The organism is uncultured Fluviicola sp., from assembly GCF_902168135.1.
Taxonomy (GTDB): Bacteria; Bacteroidota; Bacteroidia; order Flavobacteriales_D; family Crocinitomicaceae; genus Fluviicola.
The window spans coordinates 164,831-187,991 of record NZ_CABHOL010000015.1; the positions used below are offsets into that span (position 1 = coordinate 164,831).

General features: G+C 42.2%; 21 protein-coding genes. 7 read left to right on the forward strand and 14 right to left on the reverse strand.

Annotation, left to right across the window (positions count from 1 at the left end):
• Nucleotides 1-131: 131 nt before the first annotated feature.
• The 5 genes from QZT69_RS03790 to QZT69_RS03810 all read left to right on the forward strand — a co-directional run bounded on the left by QZT69_RS03790 (nt 132) and on the right by QZT69_RS03810 (nt 7,254).
• The gene (locus QZT69_RS03790; protein ID WP_294670658.1) at nt 132-3,464 is read left to right on the forward strand and encodes a hypothetical protein; all 3,333 of its coding nucleotides are present in this window, start codon (nt 132-134) and stop codon (nt 3,462-3,464) included.
• A 26-nt stretch (nt 3,465-3,490) separates the two neighbouring features.
• A complete protein-coding gene (locus tag QZT69_RS03795) occupies nt 3,491-3,904 on the forward strand; it encodes an ATP-binding protein (RefSeq protein WP_294670660.1) in 414 nt (137 codons plus the stop codon).
• A complete protein-coding gene (gene ybeY, locus QZT69_RS03800; protein ID WP_294670662.1) occupies nt 3,904-4,341 on the forward strand; it encodes an rRNA maturation RNase YbeY in 438 nt (145 codons plus the stop codon). The genes QZT69_RS03795 and ybeY overlap by 1 nt, the downstream gene beginning before the upstream one ends.
• Before the next feature lie 159 nt (nt 4,342-4,500).
• Entirely contained in the window at nt 4,501-6,372 is a 1,872-nt protein-coding gene (gene mnmG / locus QZT69_RS03805; protein ID WP_294671361.1) for a tRNA uridine-5-carboxymethylaminomethyl(34) synthesis enzyme MnmG, read from the forward strand.
• A 6-nt stretch (nt 6,373-6,378) separates the two neighbouring features.
• Complete coding sequence (locus tag QZT69_RS03810; RefSeq protein WP_294670664.1) at nt 6,379-7,254, forward strand: class I SAM-dependent methyltransferase; 876 nt, start codon at nt 6,379-6,381, stop codon at nt 7,252-7,254.
• Between the two features lie 214 nt (nt 7,255-7,468).
• Here the strand turns inward: QZT69_RS03810 and ispG are convergent, their stop codons facing one another.
• From ispG to QZT69_RS03830, 4 genes are all read right to left on the reverse strand, one after another.
• On the reverse strand, nt 7,469-9,379 hold the full coding sequence (gene ispG / locus QZT69_RS03815; RefSeq protein ID WP_294670666.1) for a (E)-4-hydroxy-3-methylbut-2-enyl-diphosphate synthase: 1,911 nt from the start codon (nt 9,377-9,379) through the stop codon (nt 7,469-7,471).
• Nucleotides 9,380-9,460: 81 nt separating this feature from the next.
• Complete coding sequence (locus QZT69_RS03820; protein WP_294670668.1) at nt 9,461-9,931, reverse strand: hypothetical protein; 471 nt, start codon at nt 9,929-9,931, stop codon at nt 9,461-9,463.
• A gap of 9 nt (nt 9,932-9,940) precedes the next feature.
• A complete protein-coding gene (locus tag QZT69_RS03825; protein WP_294670670.1) occupies nt 9,941-10,777 on the reverse strand; it encodes a hypothetical protein in 837 nt (278 codons plus the stop codon).
• Nucleotides 10,778-10,781: 4 nt separating this feature from the next.
• Nucleotides 10,782-11,684 carry a zinc-dependent peptidase gene (locus QZT69_RS03830; protein WP_294670672.1) on the reverse strand — a complete coding sequence of 301 codons (903 nt, stop codon included), beginning with the start codon at nt 11,682-11,684 and terminating at the stop codon, nt 10,782-10,784.
• Nucleotides 11,685-11,746: 62 nt separating this feature from the next.
• Between QZT69_RS03830 and QZT69_RS03835 the strand changes: the two genes are divergently transcribed.
• Together QZT69_RS03835 and QZT69_RS03840 are read left to right on the forward strand one after the other, a co-directional pair.
• Entirely contained in the window at nt 11,747-12,100 is a 354-nt protein-coding gene (locus QZT69_RS03835) for an MmcQ/YjbR family DNA-binding protein (protein WP_294670673.1), read from the forward strand.
• A complete protein-coding gene (locus tag QZT69_RS03840) occupies nt 12,081-12,476 on the forward strand; it encodes an RNA-binding S4 domain-containing protein (protein ID WP_294670675.1) in 396 nt (131 codons plus the stop codon). The genes QZT69_RS03835 and QZT69_RS03840 overlap by 20 nt, the downstream gene beginning before the upstream one ends.
• Before the next feature lie 105 nt (nt 12,477-12,581).
• On the opposite strand, the gene QZT69_RS03845 is transcribed toward QZT69_RS03840, so the two are convergent.
• From QZT69_RS03845 to QZT69_RS03890, 10 genes are all read right to left on the reverse strand, one after another.
• The gene (locus tag QZT69_RS03845; RefSeq protein WP_294670677.1) at nt 12,582-14,852 is read right to left on the reverse strand and encodes a VWA domain-containing protein; all 2,271 of its coding nucleotides are present in this window, start codon (nt 14,850-14,852) and stop codon (nt 12,582-12,584) included.
• Between the two features lie 243 nt (nt 14,853-15,095).
• A complete protein-coding gene (gene feoB / locus QZT69_RS03850) occupies nt 15,096-17,039 on the reverse strand; it encodes a ferrous iron transport protein B (protein WP_294670679.1) in 1,944 nt (647 codons plus the stop codon).
• Nucleotides 17,039-17,257: a FeoA family protein gene (locus QZT69_RS03855; RefSeq protein WP_294670681.1), complete on the reverse strand. Its 219-nt coding sequence runs from the start codon at nt 17,255-17,257 to the stop codon at nt 17,039-17,041. Before QZT69_RS03855 ends, feoB begins: the two co-directional genes overlap by 1 nt.
• 82 nt (nt 17,258-17,339) lie before the next feature.
• Entirely contained in the window at nt 17,340-17,546 is a 207-nt protein-coding gene (gene xseB / locus QZT69_RS03860; protein WP_294670683.1) for an exodeoxyribonuclease VII small subunit, read from the reverse strand.
• Nucleotides 17,547-18,047: 501 nt separating this feature from the next.
• Nucleotides 18,048-19,508 (reverse strand): exodeoxyribonuclease VII large subunit, encoded by a 1,461-nt coding sequence (gene xseA, locus QZT69_RS03865; RefSeq protein WP_294670684.1) that lies wholly within the window; start codon nt 19,506-19,508, stop codon nt 18,048-18,050.
• A gap of 131 nt (nt 19,509-19,639) precedes the next feature.
• Nucleotides 19,640-20,275: a hypothetical protein gene (locus tag QZT69_RS03870; protein ID WP_294670686.1), complete on the reverse strand. Its 636-nt coding sequence runs from the start codon at nt 20,273-20,275 to the stop codon at nt 19,640-19,642.
• Nucleotides 20,276-20,354: 79 nt separating this feature from the next.
• Nucleotides 20,355-20,936, reverse strand: a complete 582-nt coding sequence (locus tag QZT69_RS03875) for a Crp/Fnr family transcriptional regulator (protein ID WP_294670687.1) — start codon at nt 20,934-20,936, stop codon at nt 20,355-20,357.
• Nucleotides 20,936-21,949: a hypothetical protein gene (locus QZT69_RS03880; protein WP_294670689.1), complete on the reverse strand. Its 1,014-nt coding sequence runs from the start codon at nt 21,947-21,949 to the stop codon at nt 20,936-20,938. Before QZT69_RS03880 ends, QZT69_RS03875 begins: the two co-directional genes overlap by 1 nt.
• 25 nt (nt 21,950-21,974) lie before the next feature.
• The gene (locus QZT69_RS03885) at nt 21,975-22,349 is read right to left on the reverse strand and encodes a VOC family protein (RefSeq protein ID WP_294670690.1); all 375 of its coding nucleotides are present in this window, start codon (nt 22,347-22,349) and stop codon (nt 21,975-21,977) included.
• Nucleotides 22,349-23,134 carry a hypothetical protein gene (locus tag QZT69_RS03890; RefSeq protein WP_294670692.1) on the reverse strand — a complete coding sequence of 262 codons (786 nt, stop codon included), beginning with the start codon at nt 23,132-23,134 and terminating at the stop codon, nt 22,349-22,351. Before QZT69_RS03890 ends, QZT69_RS03885 begins: the two co-directional genes overlap by 1 nt.
• Nucleotides 23,135-23,161: the final 27 nt, after the last annotated feature.

A 23,161-nucleotide genomic window follows, 5' to 3' on the forward strand; every position in this document is an offset into this window, starting at 1 on the left:
ACGGTAAAGTGTTAAAAGTGTGTTTGATTAACCTTTTTTATGAGTAAAGTGTACGGCTTGAAAAAATTTGAAGAAGATGTTCTGTATGAACTTTTCTACTTTAGTAAGTTATTCGTATAAGAATTATTTTTATGTCAGCTTTTGATCGCTTAATTGAGCAAATAGACGCCTTCATCCGGAAGTATTACAAGAGTGAGATCTTGAAGGGTGTTTTGATCGTCGTTGGCTTTTTATTGGCCTCCTGGTTAACGGTGAGTGTCCTGGAGTATTTTGGTCGTTTCCCGAGTTCCGTTCGATTTATCTTGTTGATTTTATTCCTGGGAATGAACGGTTATTTATTGGTGCGTTATTTTGCGCTCCCGTTAATGCGTTTGTACTCTTTTGGAAAGCGAATCAATCGAACGCAGGCCGCGAAGATTATCGGTGCCTTTTTTCCGAATGTTTCTGACCGCTTGCTGAACACGCTGCAGTTGAATGAGATTATAAACGAAAATGACCGCAGTTTTGAATTGATTCGTGCGAGTGTTTCACAGAAATCTAATGAGCTGCTTGCTGTTAAGTTTGAAGAGGCGGTTCGTTACGAGGAATCGAAGAAGTACTTAAAGTATGTAATTCCGATTGTTTTGCTTTTTGGAACGATTGCTGTTTTTGCACCTGGATGGATCACGAAGGGTTCTTCCAATGTGGTGAATTTTTCCCAGGCTCAGGAGGCTCCGTTTGATTTTAACCTGGTAAACAGAAAAGATAGATTGCGTGAAGGAAGCTCTTACAATGTTGAAGTAGATATCACCGGATTATATGTTCCTGAACATGTGTTCCTGGTTTCGAACCGGGGCCGCTATAAAATGAACAAGACCCGAAAGAACCGGATGGCTTTCCCTATCGAAAATTTGAAAACAGATTTTGTTTTCCATTTTGAAAGTGAAGGGTATCAGTCGAAGGAGTTTGAGGTTAAGGTTTTGGGAAATTCATCTTTGGGAAAAGTTGTAGCAACGTTACATTACCCGAAGTACCTTCACAAGAAGGATGAGCGCCTTTTGAACATTGCAGACCTGGATCTTCCTGAAGGAACGAAAGTCGATTGGAATGTAGAGACACGCAATGTGAGTTGGTTTAAGGTGTTGAGCAAAGGTTTTTCCAAACAGTTCAATACCGGAAACGGAAACTTTGAAACTGTTTATAAAGAGGATGGTTCGATGAATTTTGTTTTGAAGAACAAAGATCTGAACGTTTTGGACACTTCGAGTATTCGGGTTCATGTAATCAAAGATGCCTACCCTTCTATCCTGGTTTCTGAAAACGTAGATTCAGTAAAAACATCTGTTCGTTTGTTTGAAGGATTGATATCTGATGATTACGGATTGACGTCCTTGTACTTCATGTACACCATTAAAAAGAAGAACGGAACGGAATTGAAGCGTAAAATGTTGGTTGATAAGTACACTTCTACCAATGATAAGTTTTCATTTGCTGTGGATTTCAGCAGAGATAATATCGATGTGGAGGACAAGATTTCTTATCATTTCCAGGTGTTTGATAACGATGGTGTGAACGGATCAAAAAGCACCTCTTCTCAAAACTTCGTTTATGAACTTCCTACACTTACCGATTTGAATGAGAAACGCGATGAAGTTCAGAAGGAATTGAAGAATTCGCTGAAAGATGTTTTCAAGAAAACGGAACAGTTCCAAAAGGATGTGAACAAGCTCCAGAAATCATTAATGAACAAATCAAAAAGTGATTTCAAAAACATGGAACAGGTTCAGTCTTTGAAACAACAGCAACAATCTCTGCAGGAGGAGTTACAATCCATTAAAGACAAATTGGATGCTAGTAATGAGGAGAAGAATAAACTGAGTGAGCAGGATGAAGAGTTATTGAAGCAGCAGGAACTGATAGAAGAATTACTGAAAGAAGTAATGGATGATGAGCTTAAGAAGCTGCTCGATGAACTGGAGAAATTGATGGAGAAGAATGATCAGCTTCAGATGAAGAATGAAACCGAGAAGTTGGATGCCTCCAGTGATGAGATGAAGAAGCAATTGGACCGAACGATGGAGATGCTCAAGCGTTTGCAGGTGAATGAGAAGATTGACGATTTGGAAAAGGAGTTGGATCAATTGGCCGAGGAACAGGAAAAGTTAGAAAAGGACATCAAGGAGGAGAAGCTTTCTGAAAAGGATGCTTCAAAGAAACAAGAGGAGCTGAACAAAAAGTTTGATGAGCTGAAGCAGGATATGCAGGAAATGCAAAAGTTGAATGAAGAATTGGAACGCCCGATGCCAATGGATTCGTTTGAGCAGGAACAGCAGGAAATCTCCGAGGAAATGAACGATGCTAAGAGTAAACTGGATCAGGGGAAAAAATCGAAGGCCGGAGAAAATCAAAAGAAGGCTGCTGAGAAAATGAAGGAACTTTCAGACCAATTGAATAATCAGCAGGAAGCGGCAAACAAAAAGCAGAATGAGGAAGATATGGGTCTTATCCGTTTGTTGTTGGAGAATTTGATGTCGTTGAGTTTTGACCAGGAGTATGTGATGAACCGATTTGGAAAAGTGAAGGATATGGACCCTTACTATAATAAGTTGGGAAGAAAACAACGAAGCATCATTGACGACAACAAGTTGATAGAAGATAGTTTGATGGCATTGGCGAAAAGACAAACGAAGATTGCCCCGTTTATTGACAAGGAATTAAAAGATATCCGCACCAACTTTGGTCTGATTACAAATGAGATTGGCGAACATAATCGCAGGGGAATGCAGCAGCATCAGCAATATGTGATGACGAGTTACAACAACTTAGCATTGATGTTAAATGAGAGCTTGCAATCGATGCAACAGCAGGCTCAACAAAAACCCGGTTCGGGTTCTTGTGACAATCCGGGTGGCGCCGGACAAAAACCAAGCGCTGGGCAAATGTCTTCCGGAGACATGAAGGAAATGCTGAAAAAGCAGCTGGAGCAAATGAAGAAGGGAAACAATCCCGGAGGAAAAGAACCTGGAAACAAACCTGGTCAGGGCAACCAGGGAATGCCCGGATTAGGAAATAAGGAAATCGCAAAGATGGCTGCACAGCAAACAGCAATTCGTCAGCGCTTGGAGCAGTTGCGAAATGAGATGAACAAAGAGGGTCAGGGAAAAGGGAATCAATTGAACCCTTTGATCAAGGAGTTGGAGGAACAGGAGAGACAATTGATCAATAAACAGTTTTCTCCGGAGATGATCCGTCGCCAGCAAGATATTTTAACGCGTCTTTTGGAAAGTGAAAAAGCGCTGAAAGAAAGAGGGTTTGAGGAAAAACGGGAATCCACTTCAGGAAAAAACGTGAATTATGGTAACCTTATTCGATTTGATGAGTATAAGCGTAACAAGCTTGGACAAGTTGAGTTGCTGCGTGCGGTTGATCCTTTGTTGACAAAGTACTACAAAGACAAAGCTGGCAAATACTTCAATCAGTTCTAGTATACGTAGAACATTAAATGAATAGAATGAAAGAAGGGTTTACTTTAATTGATTCGTTAAGCATTCCTTCAGAATTGAATAATTTGCCGGTAGTAGAGTCGATGATCGATAAAGCTTGTCAGACGGTTGGTATCGATGAGGACATGTATGGAAATGTATTGATAGCAGTAACTGAAGCTGTGAACAATGCGATAATTCATGGAAATGCCATGCATGAGGGTAAAGAAGTGAAGTTGGAGTTTTATGAAACCAGTGATGGTTTTGGATTTAGAATTTGTGATGAAGGTGTGGGCTTTGATCATCTGCACCTCCCCGATCCTACTTCCCCTGAAAATATTGAAAAGGAAAATGGAAGAGGAATTTTCCTGATGAGAAACCTGGCGGATGAAGTAATGTTCAACGAAAAGGGGAATGAAGTAAGTGTCTTTTTTAATAGATAATGGTAGAGATTTTTTTCGAAGATATTGAAGAAGTTCCGGGTGTTAATCCGGAATTTTTGTTTGCATGGTATTCAAATGTATGTGAAGTAGAGTCAAAAGTGTTGGGTGAAATCTCAATTATCTTTTGTTCGGACGAGCACTTGTTGGAAATGAATAAGGAATACCTGGAGCATGATTATTACACGGATATCATCACATTCGACTACACACAGGATAATGTGGTTTCTGGTGATTTGTTTATCAGTGTTGATCGTGTTCAGGACAATGCGGATGAGTTTGATACTTTGTTCCGGGATGAATTGCATCGGGTGTGTGTGCATGGGTTGTTGCACCTGTGTGGGTACAAGGATAAGACGGAAAGTGATGAAGAGTTAATGAGATCAAAGGAGAATGAAATGCTGGAGCTTCGTAAGTTTCACGTGGAACGTTTGGGTTGATGTTTGTTTTGTTTCACGTGGAACATGGATTTGTTTTCGTGAAACTTTCTGGTCTGTCTTTGAAAAATCAAATGTTAATGAAACGTAAGTTTCACGTGGAACATTTGAAGGCTTGCCGAGATGATAGTAATTTTGTTCCACGTGAAACATGAAATAGTTATGTTGAAGAATTATGATGTCATTGTAGTGGGTGGCGGACATGCCGGTTGCGAGGCTGCAAATGCAGCTGCAAAACTGGGGAGTTCGGTGTTGTTGATTACAATGAATATGAATACGATTGCTCAAATGAGTTGCAACCCCGCAATGGGTGGTGTGGCGAAGGGGCAAATTGTTCGTGAGATTGATGCGCTTGGTGGTGGATCCGGAATTGTTTCGGATTTGTCGGCAATTCAGTTTCGTATGTTGAATCGCTCAAAAGGTCCGGCAATGTGGTCGCCAAGGACACAAAATGATCGGATGAAGTTCGCGGAAGAGTGGCGATTGCTGCTTGAGCGAAATCCAAATGTTGATTTTTGGCAGGACATGTGCAACGGATTGATCGTGGAAAACGGATCTGTTGTGGGTGTTCGCACTTCTCTTGGTATTCCGGTTTATGGAAAGGCCGTTGTTCTGACAAACGGAACATTCCTGAACGGATTGATTCACTTGGGCGAGAAGCAGTTTGGCGGTGGAAGAATTGGTGAAAAAGGAGCTACGGGAATCACTGAGGATTTGGTTGCTTTGGGATTTGAATCCGGAAGAATGAAGACTGGAACACCTCCGAGAATTGACGGCCGTTCGCTGGACTATTCCAAAATGGAACTGCAGGATGGTGATGAGAACCCAAGTAAGTTCTCTTACGGAAATACGGAAGCTCTGAAGTTTCAACGTGCATGCCACATTACTTACACCTCTACCCTAACGCATGATTTATTGCGTGAAGGATTTGATCGCTCTCCTATGTTTAACGGAGCTATTAAAAGCAGCGGACCAAGATATTGTCCCAGTATTGAAGATAAGATCAATCGTTTCGCTGATCGGGATCGACACCAGATTTTTGTTGAGCCGGAGGGTTGGAATACAGTTGAGATATATGTAAATGGTTTTTCGACCAGTTTGCCAGAGGATGTTCAATTGAAAGCATTGAGATCTATTCCCGGATTTGAACAGGCGAAGATGTTCAGACCTGGATATGCAATCGAGTATGATTACTTCCCCCCTACCCAACTAAAGCATACGTTGGAAACCAAATTGATCAATGGATTGTATTTTGCCGGGCAAATAAACGGAACCACAGGATACGAGGAAGCGGCTTGTCAGGGATTGATGGCCGGAATTAATGCTGCTTTGAAGGTTCAGGAAAAAGATCCGTTTATTCTTTCAAGAAGTGAGGCTTATATCGGTGTGTTGATTGATGACTTGATTACCAAGGGAACGCAGGAACCATACCGTATGTTTACTTCACGTGCGGAGTATCGTATTTTGCTGCGTCAGGATAATGCAGATGTTCGTTTAACTCCGATTGCTTTCGAACTTGGTTTGCAGGATCAGGAAGCTATGGATCGTGTAAATAGAAAGGTGAATGCTGCAAAGGAATTAATCGGAGCCTTGCGAAAAGAAGGCGTTAGTCCGGAGGTTGCAAATCCGGTTTTGGATTTGGTTGGAAGCTCTCCCCTTTCTCAGCAGGTTAAATTGGCCTCAGTGCTTACACGTCCGCATGTGACCATGGAGCATGTGCTGGAAATGAGTCAGAATGTTCGTGAGTTGGCTGAAAGGTTACACGTGGAACATGATGAAGCTGTTGAGCAGGCTGAAATATTGTTGAAATATGAAGGATATATTGCCCGTGAAGAGGAAGTGGCTTTAAAGCTTTCTCGCCTGGAGGAAGTTTCAATTCCAAGCAGTATGGATTATTCCGGATTGAAATCTTTGTCTTCGGAAGCCAAAGAGAAGTTAAGTAAGATAAAACCTGTGACTATTGGCCAGGCATCAAGAGTTAGTGGAGTTTCCCCTAGCGATATTTCTGTTTTATTAATTCATTTAGGAAGATAGTTTCACGTGGAACATTTAAATCAAACCTCTTGCCCTTCATGTGGAGCGCAATCTTTTAGTACTTATCTAACGGTGAAGGATCATTTCCTTTCCAAAGAGAATTTTAAACTGGAGCTGTGTGCTTCCTGTAATTTGTTGTTCACAAACCCGCGACCAAGCCTGGAAAGAATAGGTGAATATTACAAGTCCGAAGAATATGTTTCACACAGCTCAACTAAAAAAGGATTCGTTAATAAAGTCTATGGTTGGGTCCGCTCTTACACGTTAAAGAAGAAAATTTCTTTGTTGAAGGAGCTAACAACCGGAAAGAAGCTTCTTGACATCGGAGCAGGAACCGGTCACTTTTTAGCGAAAGCAAAAGAATCAGGATATACTGTTTTGGGTTTAGAACCGGATGAAGATGCTCGTAGAGTTGCTATGTCGGAGAACGGAATAGAACTAAAGGATCTAAGTTTGCTTCATGACTTGAATGAATCGTTTGATATTGTTTCCATGTGGCACGTATTGGAACATGTCTACAACCTTCAGCCGGATTTGGAAAAGATCGCTTCTTTGGTGAACCAAAATGGAGTTTTGATAATTGCCGTTCCGAATTATACCTCTTTTGATGCACAGTATTACAAAGAGTATTGGGCCGCTTACGATGTTCCTCGTCACCTCTATCATTTTTCTCCAAAATCAATTATTCCTTTAGTTGAATCCAAAGGACTGAAATTTGAGAAAATGCTTCCGATGAAATTTGATAGTTATTATGTTTCGATGCTCAGTGAAAAATACAAGGGTGGTTCTTTGCTAAAAGCCATGCTAATTGGATTTTTATCCAATAGGAAGGCTAGGGAAGGTTTGTCGAGCTCTCAGATCTATATTTTCCGTAAGAAATAGCGTTTTTAAGCCCTTTGAAGGGCTTTTTTTATGTTTGGAAGGGAAAGACCCTGGTTGTGGGTAGATCAGGCAGGAAATCAAGTGAAATTTTTAACTTTTTGGCTGGTTTTGCAGAACAAAGCAGTTAGACTTAGCGTGCGTCAGCAATTATTGGTAACATTTTATTTTTTTGGAAAGATCATTGAGCGGAGTCGAAATGATCTTTTTAGGAAAATTAATTATTCGGCTCAATCCAATCTCCGTTTTCCCGAATTAAATCAATTAATGCGTCTACAGCTTCTTTTTCTGAAACATTTTTCTTCACAACCGTTTTCTCTTTGTAAAGAGTGATTTTCCCAGGACCGGTTCCTACGTATCCGTAATCAGCATCGGCCATTTCTCCCGGACCGTTTACAATACAGCCCATAATGCCTATTTTAATTCCTTTGAGATGGGATGTGCGTTCCCGGATCTTTGCTGTGGTCTCTTGTAAGTCGAATAAGGTTCTTCCACAGGATGGACAGGAAATGTATTCTGTTTTCGAGATGCGCGTACGTGTTGCCTGCAGAATGCCAAAGGATAAACTGTTCAGGTCAACCACCGATTGTGGTGCTGTGATCCAAAGCCCGTCTGCAAAGCCGTCAATAAAATGAATTCCGGCATCTGAACTGGCATATAGTTGGAGCATTTCCAGCTCTTTCAACTCGTAGTTTAGTTTGAGTATAACGGGTGTTTGGTTGTTTAATTCCGCTAATTCATGTTGAAATTTGCGGATTAATTGGGTTTTTTGCCTTTTTTCCGTTTGAATAACATAAATGATTTCTGCTGTTGGTAATTCTGAAACGATAACTTGCTCATCCAGGTTAATGAGTAAAAAGACAATTCCGGAGGGTTTGTATTCCTGGTATTCTCGCAATGTACATAGCGGATATGCGTCGATTCTACTGTGCTCTTTCCACGTGGCGTAGTCCTGGACCAGTCGCAAAGTTCCCGGAATTTCAAAGTCAATACTCTGATTTCCAAGATAAACATAATCTGCAGCCTGGTCAAAAATATTCCATTTGTCTAGCTGCTCGGAATAGCTGTACCCAAAACAAAAGAAATTAGTTGAAACTATGTTTTCTTTTTTTGATAGATCCGAAAAAACAATTGAATGATTACTTCCACCAATGTTTAGTAACTTTTTGGTTGAACGTTTATTATAATGGAAATAGTCTAACTTTATTTTAGACGAAAAGTTTAGTTTGTAGTCCTGTTCTTTTTTAAATTTTTGGAGCAGCTTTTGAGCTACCGGAATCTCAAATTCAGGATCTTCTGTCAGGGATACCCGAATGGTGTCTCCCAAACCGTCTTCCAGCAAGGCTCCAATTCCAACCGCAGATTTAATCCGTCCGTCTTCGCCATCTCCCGCTTCTGTTACTCCCAGATGCAGCGGATAATTCATTCCCTGCTCCTTCATGGTTTTAACCAACAAACGGTAGGCTTGTACCATGACAAGCGTATTGCTTGCTTTCATGGAAATGATCAGGTCGTGGTAATCATTCTTTTTACAGATATGAATAAACTCCATGGCGGATTGTACCATCCCTTCCGGAGTATCTCCGTACCTGCTCAAGATTCTGTCGGAAAGGGACCCGTGATTGGTACCGATCCGCATAGCCGTTCCATGTTCCTTGCAAAGCAAAACGAGGGGGGTAAACTTCTCTTCAATGCGCTCTAGTTCTGCCCGGTAACTTTCTTCGGTGTAGTCGATTTCTTCGAATTTCTTTTTATCGGCATAGTTGCCGGGATTGACGCGCACCTTTTCAATGAGTTTTGCTGCGATTTCAGCTGCGTTTGGTGTAAAATGGATGTCTGCTACCAGCGGAGTGTTATAACCTCGTTTAACAAGCTCTTTTTTGATAATACTTAGATTTACTGCTTCCTTCTTGGATGGTGCTGTCAAACGGACCAATTCACATCCCGCATCAATCATACGGATAGATTGTTCCACGGATCCTTCGGTGTCCATTGTGTCGGTAGTCGTCATGGATTGAATGCGGATGGGGTTTTTACCTCCAATTGCCGTAATCCCGATTTTTACCTCACGTGTCTCGAAGCGTTCGCGATTGAATAAATCATTGCAGAATTCTATTCTATCAGACATTAAAGCGTTTTTACTTAAACAAATGTACGGAATGAATTTTACTGGTTCATCTCTGACAAAAGTATTTCAATGAGGTGACAATTAATTCAACCGCAACTTTCCTCGAACAATCTGGTAGCTGAAACTATAGATCGAATCAATTTTCTCTTCTTTGTATTTTCCGGCTTCCCATTCGAAATCCTGTTTCATGAGATATGCCAGGATTTCATCATTTAATTCCCTGTTTTTTGATTTCACAACTTCGGACCACCCGATAACTTTTCCTTCGCAATTGATAACAATGCTGATCATTCCGCGGCCTTTAAATTCGGGATGATTTTTCAGGAAGGAAAGATCGCTGTTGAGCCTTTCAGTTAGTTCCTCCTTGTCAATCATGCATTTTGGTTCTACTTCATCCGGATTTCCGCCATATAATTCAAGCACTTGTTTGGAAGGAACGCACATTCCGGGGACGACTTTTTTCAAGGTAACTCGTTTCGGATCCTGGTCCATTGTTTGACTTTGTGAGTAAAGAGCAATGAAGGGCAAGAGAAATATCAATAGCTTATTCATCCTGCGAAATTAGTTTTTAAGATCAAGTATTTCCGAATGATGCACTTTCCGTGTGAAGAAAATACAATTGTTGGGGGTGGGTTCGGCACTGTCGTAAAAAATGAAATAGTTCTCATGTTTACCGGAAGAAAAATCGCTTTCCTGGAATTCGATAGTCGTTAATTCCAACCCTTTTCCCGTATTATTTAACATGGTTCCTTCCGCATAGTAATGATAAATAGAGCAAATTTGCTCTTTCGGAAAGATAGATGAATCTGCTGAAAGATAAGACCCCATGGTTTTCGAACCGTTACGGGCAATCAATTGATTGTGAAGGTTTCCGGAGATTGTCAAAATTTTGTTCTTCGGATGAAGTGCCGCCTGTTTTTTGACCTCCAGGTACATGATGGAGTCACGTGGAACATCTGATGAAACATAATTGTCGTAAAAAAACACGCTGACTCTTGGTTCATTCATGCAATACCTCACCAATTCAAACCAGGCACGTCCGTTTCTCCCGTCTTCATTGGGTTTGGAGAAAAACCGACTTTCTCTCAGGTTTTTTTCAGAAGGATTTTGGAGGAAAGCGCTCATTTCCTTCTCAGGGATTTCCAGCCCGATTGAAACACTGTCTTCGTATTGCAATAGTAAGCGCACAAGTTGCTCTGTCATTTTTGCCGGCTCCAGTGTTCCATGCATTTCTCCCACCATAATCAGCCTGTAGTCTTTGAATGAATGATACAGCGACGAATCAAGTTCCAGGTTTTTTCCACACGGAAGTGCATTTTGTGAAATATACTCCTTCCAGCTTTGGGAGAAGAGTTTTGATGAGAGAAGTAAGCAGAAAGTAAGGACGAGTTTTTTCATAAGTTTAGACGGTTTTCTTATAATGCACGCTTCCGCAGCAATGCTTGAATTTTTCACCGCTTTCACAGTAGCATGGATCATTTCTTCCGATCACTTTTGTCTTCTTGGAAAGGTTGCGGTCGGCCATGTTCTGGTTGAAAATCTTCTCCAGTAGAGCATATAGTTCCGGGTGTTTTTCTTCCAGTAGTTTCGGGCGTTCAAAGAAATATTCACTGATTACCGAAAAGAATTCAGCGCGATTTGTACCTCCATAAGGGTTGATGTCGGATTTTCGGGCATAAATCCGGTCTATTTCACGGTTCATGTGGTTGATCCATGGAAGTGCATACTGTTTGTCCATCAGCACTTTCGGAAGGCCATCAATTTCTCCGTCAGTTTTGTCGATTAAATGAACAAATTCATGAATGGCTGTGTTCTGTTTGTCCGACTCATTTTTGAAACCCAATCTCAAGGCTTCCTTTGAAAGGATCATAATTCCTTCCATGCTTTGGTTCCCCACCATCCCAAGAATTCTTTTGTCGGATTCACCTTCAAACTGGTAGTTTTCATCAAACATGTCGGGGTAAAGAAGCACCTCCCGGATATTCGCGTATTTCCAGGAGTCGAAACCAAAGATCGGAATGATAGCGCTGGAAGCAACAAGCAGTTTATCCGTTAAACTCACATCTGTTTTTATCCCGGTGATCCGGCAATTGAGCAAAAATTCCTGCACTTTGGATTCAAAACGTGGCTTTTCTTCATCGTTCAAAGAGTTGTAGAACAAAACTTCCCGGACCAGGATTTCTCTCCAGGTTGCCGGGAAAGGTTCACGTGGAACCTGCCATTTCGGATGGGATGCCTGTTTATAAGATCTCCAGCCCAGGGATAGGAGCAAAGAAACAATTACGAGAATACCAATGGCGACCATGACATTAAATTAAAGTTTTGAATTTAGCATTTTTAATTTTTAATTCTGGTTAACTTTCCACCATGCATTTTGACGAATTGATCCATTTTTGTTTCCAGCTCCCGGGGGCAACCGAGACTTTTCCTTTTGATAAGCGCACCCTGGTTATCAAGGTGCAGAACAAAATGTTCGCATTGGTGGATGTGGAAGATCCCACAGGAATTAACCTGAAATGCGACCCGGAAAAAGCCGTCGAGTTGCGGGAGCGCTACGATGGGATACAGCCGGGTTATCACATGAGTAAGAAACATTGGAACACCGTTTCATTGGAAGGATTGGTAGATGATTCATTGATTAAAGAGTTGATCGTACATTCTTACGATTTAGTGGTTTCTTCCCTTCCGAAAAAATTACAAGATGAGCTTAAGAATAGATAAATACGTTTGGTTTGTACGTCTGGCAAAGACCCGCACGCTGGCAACCGAACTGGTTCAAAGGAATAAAATCAAGTTGAATGACATGCCCGTGAAACCATCGAAGGAAGTAAAAATCGGGGATACGTTATCTATTATCAAGAATAACGCGACGTTTAGCTACAAGATCAAAGATTTGCTGGATCGCAGGGTCGGAGCAAAATTGGTTGCTGATTACCTCATTGACATCACAGATCCCCTGGAACTGGAAAAATTCAAAACGTACCAGGCGGCACAAAGCGTTTACCGGGAATATGGGACCGGCCGCCCATCGCGTAAAGACCGCGACAACCTGGATTCTTTTTTCGAATGGCTGGAGGAAGATGAAGACGAAGATTAGTGGTGAGCAATAAGGTGGTTTGAAACCCGCTTCATCTGTAAATGGATAATGAAAAAACCCCGCAGATAACGCTTATTTTAGCTGATATCTGCGGGAAAATAAAATTTACGGTTCTGCACGCAGCTGCTCGAAAACACTTACATATTCCTGTAATTTCTCAAACAAACCCTTTAGATCTGCCGGAATTGCCTGTGGGAAGAGTTTTTGGATTTGTGTAACCCCGCCGTTTGCGGCTTTTTCGGCTCCTGCCTTATCTCCCGAAGCAAATCGCTCAGCCATCAGTTTCATACTTTGATTTACTATTGCTACTGCCATCATGCGTTTGTGGTTCATATCCAGCGTCATGTCCAGTAATCCTGTTGCCGGACTCCATTCCGGGTTCAGTTCTTTTTCAACTGTTTTTTGTTTTTTGCTTACCGGATCGGTATAGGTCATCCGGGCAACGACTTTTTGCTTTTCAATCGCAGGTGTAGAATTGATAATGTCCATTTTCACCAGGGCCATTTTTTGCAGTCCGGGGAATAAATGATCGATATCAACGGTCACTTTTCCGGTATTTACTTTGGCATTTTCATAACCAAGCAGCTGACGGTAAACAATCTGGTCATTGAAGAGAATTTCCAATTTTACATCCGTTCCGATCGGATCAATAATACCATCAAATGTCTTCAAAAATGCCTGGCTGTAGTGTGAAGGATCTCCGGCCATCTGCATGGTACCACCTCCGATGGTTGCCAATTGCTCCAATAACGCGGTATTGTAATCATAACCAACGCCGATTGCTGAGATTTGCAGTCCTTTGGCAGCATAGGTTTTTGCCAGGTTGATCGAAATCTCTGGCTCATCACCGCCATAACCATCAGACAGCAACACCAGACGGTTGACCATATTGGCTTTTTTATCGGCTGATAATTGCTTAAGCCCCTCTTCGAAACCAATGGAGATATTGGTTCCTCCGTTTGGCTGTAAAGCACGAATGATATCGCAAATAGCCGCTTTATTGGTAATGAATTGAGAAGGCAGTACTTTGTAAACCTGGTCGTCAAAAGCCACAATTCCGATGCGGTCCTGAGGGGTCATACGGTTAACGAACTCAATCAGGGTGTTTTTGAGCAATTCCAGTCTATTCTCATTCGACATGGAGCCGGAAACGTCGATCACAAAAAGCAGGTTTTTCGGGATCGGAACCTTTTTGTTTTTAGCATTTACTTTAAAACCGACTTCCAAAACGGCTTCTTTGGAAGACGCATTGAATTTGTTGCCCCACTTCAGGAAAAGATCTACTTCATTATCGCTTGACGGATATTGAGCCGTCACGAAGTCATTGACATTCAGCGCTACCAGGTCTTTCACGCGTGGAATGAAAGATTCGATGTTTTCCAGGCGGGGATCAGGAATGTAGTTGATAGTCTTTCCCATGGTAGCAAAACCTTTCATTCTGCTTAAATCAAGCACGCTTGCATCGCGCTGAAAAGTGAAATCAACAACATATTTTGTTTTTAACGGAAGCATGAACGACACTTTCCCGGTTGCATCGGTTTTGCCCTTGTATTTGATGGAACCGCCAACAGTTTTTAAATAAACGGGTTCATTGGCGATCGGAGAACCACCCTTCCGGATTGTAAGGTCTACAACGGCATGAGAACTGCTCGGTTTTATTCCGGCAGGAATGGTTTGAACCGTGTATTTTCCTTCCCGTTTTTCGGAGAATGCTTTTTTCTCATAGGTGAGGAAAGCCGTTCTGGCTGTGGACTCATCCTTGAAATCTGCCCATTCCAAAGATGGGATATCCGCCACATCAATTTCATAGTCGTTTTTATTCGGTACCAGGAAAATGCATTCTCCTGAGGCGTTGGTTGTGCCTGTGAACTGTTCTGCCAATGCAAAACAAGTTAGTGTGACAGGAATATTGGCCTGTGCTTTGCCCTCCCGGTTTTTTACGACCACTTTCAATCCGCAGTGATTAGCATCCGGAAGTGGCATGGATGGATATTTCTGCGGAGTTTTCTTAAAAACAATGGTTGAACGGTCCGGTAAAATGCGGTTTTCACGTTCCCAAACTTCCAGATCGTACGTGAGGTGTTTGCTGGCAGTTCCTTTTCCCCAGTTTTCTACCCAAAGACAGTTACTCATTTCCCCAACGGATCCGATCCAAAGTTCACCGTGGTCAAAAACCAGGTCCAGGGCCCCGGAAGCATTGGTCTTTTTTTCAATTCGTTCAAAGGTTTTCGCTTCTACGAAACGCACGGAAAGGTTTCCTGCTGGCTGGTTCTGATTGTTTACGACCTGCAGATGATAATTCGTTTGGGCATGTGCAATCCCTGTAGCTATTGGAATGCAGCAAAGTGCCGACAAAAGGTGTCGAATTGGTTTCATAAGTTTTGGAAAAATGGGTTTGTATTACTCAAACAAGCTGATTTCAATTTGGTTACACTTTCGAAGAAAGAATGATTGGCCTGTGATCTGGTTTTCTTTATAAAACCTGCTTTTTGGTCGCATTTTGATTGAGACCGCATTTCTCACAGCCAGCCTGCTTTTTGCGTTGGGAAGACAAGTAGAATCTACGCACCAAATAGAAGGCTGCCGCTGAAATGGCTATTATGACTAAAACGAGCTGCATCAGCTAAAAAGGATGAATGTTATGTAAGCTCCAAGATACGCCAAAACGCCCATATATCCAACCTGTATGATCGGCCATTTCCAGGATTTTGTTTCACGTTTTACCACCGCAAGTGTTGCCATGCACTGCATCGCAAAGACATAAAAAACCAGAAGAGAAAGACCGCTCGCAAGTGTATAAGTCGGAGTTCCGTCATCGCGTTTTTGTGCTTTCAATTTGTCGATCAGCTGCTTTGGATCATCGTCTACTTCGTGTACGGAATAAATCGTTGCCAGAGAGCCCACAAAAACCTCCCGGGCAGCAAAGGATGTAAGCAGCGAAATACCCATTTTCCAGTCGTAGCCCAAAGGTTTTATCACCGGTTCGATGAATTTTCCCATGTGCCCCATGTAGGAGTGTTCCAGTTTTACCGAAGCCACCTGACTTTCATAATCGGCCATTGCTTCTTCGGTTTGAACTTTTGGAGCCTGGATTTTTCCGGCATAATGTTCCATGTCATTTCCCGGACCGAAACTAGCCAAAGCCCATAAAATGATCGAGATAGCAAGGATGATTTTCCCGGCATCGAAAACAAAGATCTTCACTTTTTCAAAGACTTCAATTCCTACATTTCCCCAGCGCGGAGTTTTATAGGCAGGCATTTCCAGCAGGAAAACACTCAGTTCTTTCTTTTTGAAGAATTGCTTGATGACCCATGCTACCAGTAAGGCGGAGATGATTCCCAACAGGTACAATGCGAAAAGCACCAATCCCTGAAGGTTCAGGAATCCCAATACGATTTTAGATGGAATAACCAGGGCAATGAGCAGTGTATAAACGGGTAATCGTGCCGAACAGCTGATCAGGGGAGCAACAAGGATTGTGGTCAGACGCTCCTGCCACGAACTGATGGTACGTGTAGCCATAATTCCAGGAATAGCACAAGCGGCACTTGATAATAAGGGAACAACACTTTTTCCGTTCAACCCGAAAGGGCGCATCAGTTTGTCGGTAATAAACACCACGCGGGCCATGTAGCCGGTTTCTTCTAAAATGGCAAGCATGAAGAAGAGCAAGGCAATTTGGGGAATAAAGATCAAAACCCCTCCGATTCCGGGAATCACTCCGTCAACGATCAGGGAGGTAAATACACCTTCCGGCATAATTGTTCCCAGCCAGGATGCCAGTGATGAGGTTCCCAAATCAATCCAGTCCATGGGGTAGGATGCCAGGGTGAAGACAGTTTGGAAAATGACCAACAGCAGTACCAGGAAGATCAAATAGCCTAAAACAGGGTGTACCAGCCATTTATCCAGTTTCGAGGAGAAGTTTGCTTCCGTCGGTTTTTTGCTTACAGCCTGGCTCACAATCTTTTTGATATGATCGAAACGGGTGTTGGTGTCTGCAATCTGACCTTCCAGATCATTTTTCGCTTTCAGGGTTTGCTGCCTGGTTTCACGCGGAACACTTTCTTCGGCCATCCATGCTTTCAATTCACTTAGGCCGGTTCCGATCCGCGCATTGGTACGGATAATTTTTGCGTCCGGAAATGCTTCCAGCAGAGCTGAAATGTGAATCTCGAAACCATTCCTGGAAGCCACATCGGTCATGTTTAGAACCAATGCGGTATTGAATCCCATGTCGTAAATCTGAGTAAATAGTAAAAGGTTACGTTCTAGATTTGTGCTGTCTAGTACAACGATTGCTTTTTCAGGAAAATTCGCGTCTTTCGGATTTGAAATAACGTTGTATACAACCTCTTCATCCTTGCTTCGCGGGTAAATACTGTAGGTCCCCGGAAAGTCGATAAGCTCTATTTCCTTGCCCGAGATATTCAAAAATCCGGAATGTTTGTCTACAGTTACTCCCGGAAAATTTCCCACATGCTGACGAAGGCCCGTCAGACGGTTGAATAAGGAACTTTTTCCGGTGTTTGGGTTTCCAAAAAGAGCTATTTTTTTCATTACTCGACTTCGATCAGGTTAGCTTCAGAGAGACGCATGGATAAAGTATACCCGGAAATGTCTACGGCAATCGGGTCCCCGAAAGGTGCTTTGAATAAGACTTCTACTTCCTTTCCCGGGTAAAGGCCCATTTCCAATAGTTTGGGTTTGAGCTCGCTTTCAGAAATACCGAGTACCCTGGCTTTTTGATGCAAAGGAAGCTGCGCAAGTTTTTTCATGGGAACCGATCGTGTTTGAAAATTTTGTGCAACAAAATTAACGGAAGTATGGTAAAGGTTAAATACCCTGTTTGTGGTATATCTACTGATCGGATTTCAGGTCTTTCAGAATTTGCTGAACATCGTTCTCTGTTGAAGTAAGTTTGTCTTTACAAACCTGGATCAAAGCAGCGGCACGTTTCACTTTTTCAGACAGCAGGTCCACAGAAATTTCTCCGGATTCAATGTCCGAAATAATTTGCTGCAATTCTTCGTATGCCTTTTCGTATGTCAATGCTTCTTCTTTCACTAGACGAATTTACGGAAAATTTTTGTTTCCCCTTCCGAAGGGCAATTGACTAGTAAATCTCACATCCATTAATGGATGTAGTTTTCAGCGTGTTTTTCTTTACCACAAATGCGCAAATTTTTAGGTCGCCTACCGATGGGAGTTATGTACTTAAAACAAGTAGAGCAGGCTTGCTTTCTCTTTCTCTATAATAAATAGTTTTAAAGGGAAGGTTAGTGTTTTATAAAGCACGCGGATTTAGTGAATTTGCTCAGATAAACAGGTTACAATCTGCGCTCCGACAAAGTCGGAGACTGCGAAATCTGCGTGCTAAATTGTTCTACGTTCAGTTCTTAAAGACTCTTTGGATAGTTACCCGTGTTAAATACATAATCGCTCTACCGGTCGCCCTTTTGATAATGGAATTTTAAGAAGCGAGTCCGGTAGGTGAGCCCATCCGCTAGCGGATGAAATTTGCGTATTTGTGGTAAAATCATGAATAATATTCAGTTGTGCCTTTATTTAGGAAATCCCCTTCGTATGAGGAGAAGATGATTTCACACTTGCATGCAGCTCCTGTGCTTCGGTAACAATCTTCAATTCGTCGTTTTTCTTAGCTTGGTTTTTTGCTGAAAGCACACCTTTTTCATTCGTCACAATGGCGTAACCACGCTGTAAAACAGTAATTGGGTCCAGTAATCTTAAATGCCGCTCGGCCTGATCCAGCTTTGCTGTTTCCGATTCAAATTTCCGCGGAAGTATTTTGATCAATTGGTTTTCCTGGGTGGAAATGCGTTGAAGGTTCGCGCCTAATAATGACTTACTGTGGATTTGAAGTAGATTTATGCCGTTATCCAGTTTGTTTTCATGGGTTTCAAAAAGGTAAGACGAAGAAGAACGTATTTTATTACGAAGTTCTGATAAATGCTGATTTGAAACAGTCATTTTATGTTTTACCTGGAACTCGAAATCCTTGACGGTATTCAAAAAAGTGTTCTTTTCAAATTGAATAGTCGTTTGAACTTCCTGCTGGAATGATCGCGCCAATTGTGAAAATTGATTAGACGCTTCTCGCATAAAATGCTGGATTTGCTGCGGTAATTTCAGCATTATTTCATCCAATGGCTCATCCAGCTCTTCGAAAATGCGCAGCAGGAAATAGGCCATGTCGGAAGGGGTGATCCCGTTTCGGAAAGCGATCATTTCGCACACGGTGAGGTTTGTGGAGTGCCCGATCCCGGTTAAGACCGGAAGCGGAAAAGTTGCAATGGCCTTTGCCAGTTCGTAATTGTTGTAGCAATGCATCCCAATCTCGCCGCCGCCGCCGCGAATGATGACTACTGCATCAAAATGCTGTTTTACCTTTTCAATGCGCTTCAGTTGACTTTGAATGGAAGTAATGGCTGCATCTCCCTGTAAGGTTGCTTCGAACAGGAAGGTATTGAAGTGGTAACGTTTCGGGTGTCCGTTCAGCAAGGTCACAAAATCGGAGTAGCCCTTGCTGTCGGCCTGCGAGATAATGGCCAATCTCTTCGGGACCAATGCCATTTCCAGGTTTTGGTTTGCGTTGAGAATTCCTTCTTTGTTAAGCCGTTCAAGGGTTTCCTGTCGTTCCCGCTGCAAAGCACCCAATGTGTAATTCGGATCAATGTCGATAATCTCCAACCCGATGTTATAGAGTGGGTGATAGGTGATCTTCACGTGGAACAGTAATTCCATTCCATCATGCAAAGGTTCCTTCACAATCTCAAAGAACTTTTGCTGCATCCGGTCAAAATTTTGTTTCCAGATGGTACCTCGCATTTCAACGATGATCGATTCGTCTTCTTTTTGTACCAGTTCCGGGTAGCAATGCCCTTTCCGGGTTTGGTTCAGTTTATGCATCTCGGCAGTTACCCAGTAAGTGCGTGAATAGCGTTCTGCAATGGTTTTGCGGATCGATTCTGCGACTTGTTTGAGGGTAAAATGCTGTGGACTTTCCATTAGCTAAAGTTACGTAAAAAAGCCAATTGCTTCATTCCAAAAAGACGCATAGACATCCCGTATTGACGGGACAAGTTATGTCTATTTGGGTAGGAAGCACGGTGATTTCGCGTGCTTCCTATATTGGAGAACTACTCTTTAAATTTTGTCGGCGCTTGATCCAGCTTGCTTTGAATGAAGATTAGAGCAGTTTCTTCATTCTTCATAAAAGGGGTTTCTTTCCCGTCTTTTTCCAGAATAAGCTCTACCGTTTCAGTTAGTATTCCCTGCTCGTAATTGTAGTTTTGCGAAATACGGAATTTGTTGTAGGGAAGGAAACGCGGGGGATTTGGAACGTACATGGTTAATTCTGAGAAGCGGAATTCAGTGTCGCTTGTCCCTGTTCCGTTACCGATAGAGGCCAGTATTTCGGATTGGACTTTTTGCTCTTTCAGCGTTTTGTAGAGAACCTCAAAATACATGGTTTGATCACGGTCTCCGGCTTTCCCGTCATAATCCGGATGAATGCGGTGCAGTGTTTTAATGGATTTCCAATGGTTCTCGTATCTTTTCTGAACCACATTGAATTGGTAATCGTAGGATTCATCCCTAGTCCAGCTTCCGTTTTTATAGCGGTAGGCTTTGCTTACCCCATTCCAGATAATAGTGTAAGTATCGTCTGATTCAACCGAAGTGTTGAATGGGATCGTGTTTTTTTGACCGGAGGCAAAGAATGGAAGAGAACCAAATGCCAGGAATAACCAGGTGAAGAAAATGCGTGTTTTCATGCGTGAATTTTTAGTGAAACTTATTTTCAGCAAAAATCCACAAGCAAGACGGGAAAAAAATTGACAAATGTTACAATCGTTATTTACCGGCGATTTTTTTCCGCAATCGGCTAAGGCTTTCGCGTTCCATGCCTAAATAGGAGGCAATGTGATAAAGCGGGATGCGGTCAAAAATCTGCGGTTCGTTTTTCAGCAGATCGAGGTATCGTTGTTCTCCGTCGAGAAACAGGAAGCTTTCTACCCGTTTAGTGGTCAGTTTATAGGATTGTTCGGCCATAAGTCTGCCGAAGCGTTCCCAGTTATGGGATTGGTGATAGGCATTGAGAAGGGCTTGCAGGTTGAAAGTAACGATTTCAGAATCTTCCAGTGCTTCAATGAAGTATTTGGAAGGTTTTGCTTCCAGGAAACTATCATAGTCGACCACAAAGTCATTTTCGAAAACAAAGCGGGTATTGATTTCCTTATCATCGGATAGGTAATAAGTGCGGAAACTGCCATGATTGACAAAGCCTATTTCCTGGCAGGTTTTCCCTTCTGTAAGAAAATGTTCTTTTGCATGCAGCTGTTTGGTTTTCAGATAGGATTCAAACAGGGAACAGTCTTCCTCAGTGAGAAAGGAAACATGCTTCAGCCAGTTTTTGAAGAGTTCGAATTCGCTCATTACTTGTATGCATAGGTATAGGTGATGACTTTGCCGGATTTAAAGCGGGTTTCCACGACCTTTAAAGGTAATCCCCGTGAATCGTAGTGATAGATTTGTTCACTGGTCTTTTCTTCTTTCGGGTTATCGTAGGATTTGTAGAAACTTTCGGTTTTGATAACTTTTCCCTCCTGATTGTAGAAATAATTTGTTTTGGAACTGTAATCTTTGTTGCTGATTAATCGTCCTTTCGGATCGAAAACCATGGTAGAGGTAATCTCTTCCCCAAAAACGTATGGATACTTCCCGTCAAGCTGATATTGAATGTATTTTTCCGGGTAGCTGATCACATCCATGTAAAGTTCCTGGTTGTTTTGAAGTGACTCATCCACAACCACTTCGTATTTTCCGCTGGTCCGAATACTGTTTCCTTTTTTGTCTTTTCGGGTGAGGTGGTAATAGGTGTCGATGTCTTTCATTTTTCCGGAATCGTCAAAACCTACATACTCGACAATGGTCAAGGAATCACTTTTTTGAGTAATGCGCGTGAGGTTTTTGCTGACCCTATTGTGACCAGCCCATGATTCCGTTTCCGTAATCCAAACAGTGTCTTTGTCTTTTTTGTACTGTTCGTATTTGGTGCTTGTCAATTCGGTTCCAAGATTAAATACTTCTTCCTTTAATGTCGAGGAATCCGGATAGGTGTAAACATGTACACTTGTTACCACAGAAGTGTCTTTTTCATCAAAGAAGGTGAACGAAGTTCTTCGTGTCAGGCTATCATAAGTTTCTTTGTGGCGGACCCAGCGGTTGCCGTCGAAGACACGGTTTTCGGTGCGCAATCCCTGGGAGTTGAATGTTTGAATCTTAGTTAAAGGAGATCCTTCGTATTCACTCCAGGTTATAGTCATTTGATGCAAACCATGTTTTTGGAATGCTTTATTCACTACGGAATCCAGCACTCTTTCGGTAAATGGCTGTGCGAACAAGCTGGAGCTGATAAACAATAAAAAGAAACTGGTTAAAATATGCATATCCCTTGATAATTAATTTTTGAACTTATTGGATTCTCCAGGGCGGACAAAGCCGGTTTTTTCCGGCAAAAAACAGAATCAGCTGGTTTCCATCGGGATCTTTCAGATAAGCTTCGCGCCAGAGCCAGGATTTGTCATTCGGAAGTTCATCGAAGTGTACTCCTTTTTGGATGAGGTCTTCGACTTTTTTATCCAGGTCTTCGCATTCGAAGTAAACGGAAATTCCGTGACCGGTTGGCAATTGTTCTGTCAAATGCACCGAAAAAGTAGACGTTCCGTCCGGGCATTCAAATCGTGCATAATGATCGGATTTTACGATCAGTTTCAATCCCAGCGTTTGGTAGAATGCAATTGACCTGGGAATGTCCAGAGCAGGAACTGTTATTTGGTTTAAATTCATTATCTGTGGTTTAAAATAACCGAATCCGGTACGTTCAGTTCTTTGAGCTTCCGAAGGAAATCTTTTTCGGATAAGCCGTTATAGACTTCTTTGTCCCCGAAATTATCGGTGCTGTCTTTTGTTGTGACCAAAATAGCATAAACCGTTTTGGTGGTATCGTTGATCACCGGGTTTATTTTTGCCAGGATAAAATCGTCGTTAAACCCGTAAGCGATAACATCCGGTCCCAGAACAATCCCATAACACGATTTGCAGCTTTTGGATTGATACCCGATTTGCAAAACTCCCTGATCGTATGTGTCATAATCCCAAACACGGTAATAACGGCCTGTTAGCTGGTTGTCGCTGACAGAATCCGGAGCTGAGGTAGCGTAGAATGAAAAAACGGACAAGCAGATAATGACCGGTTTCAGAAATTGGAAGGTGATGGGTTTTGCTTTTTCGGAGTACCAATAGGAAAATGGTAAAACAGACAAGGCTATGAGGTCGCTGTAATCAACCACGCGGGAGAATTCCGTTTGAAGTGTCTGGTTCACGTAGAACAAAAATCCGGTCGACAAATCCGATTTCCAGAACACGAAAAACACAGCCGTAAAAACAAAATTCAGCCAAATCCGTTTGGAGTTGAATAAACTTAGAAACAAAGGAAAAATGAATAAGCCTGCAAAATCACTGAGCTTGCCCGTAACCCAGTTTCCAAACATTTCTTTGAGATAAAAATCGTTTAGAAGCAGGAAGAAAAGACCGAGCAGGAAACCCGCAGAAGTAATTTTTGACTGTTTCATTCCGTATTTTTCAAATGAATTTAGCGA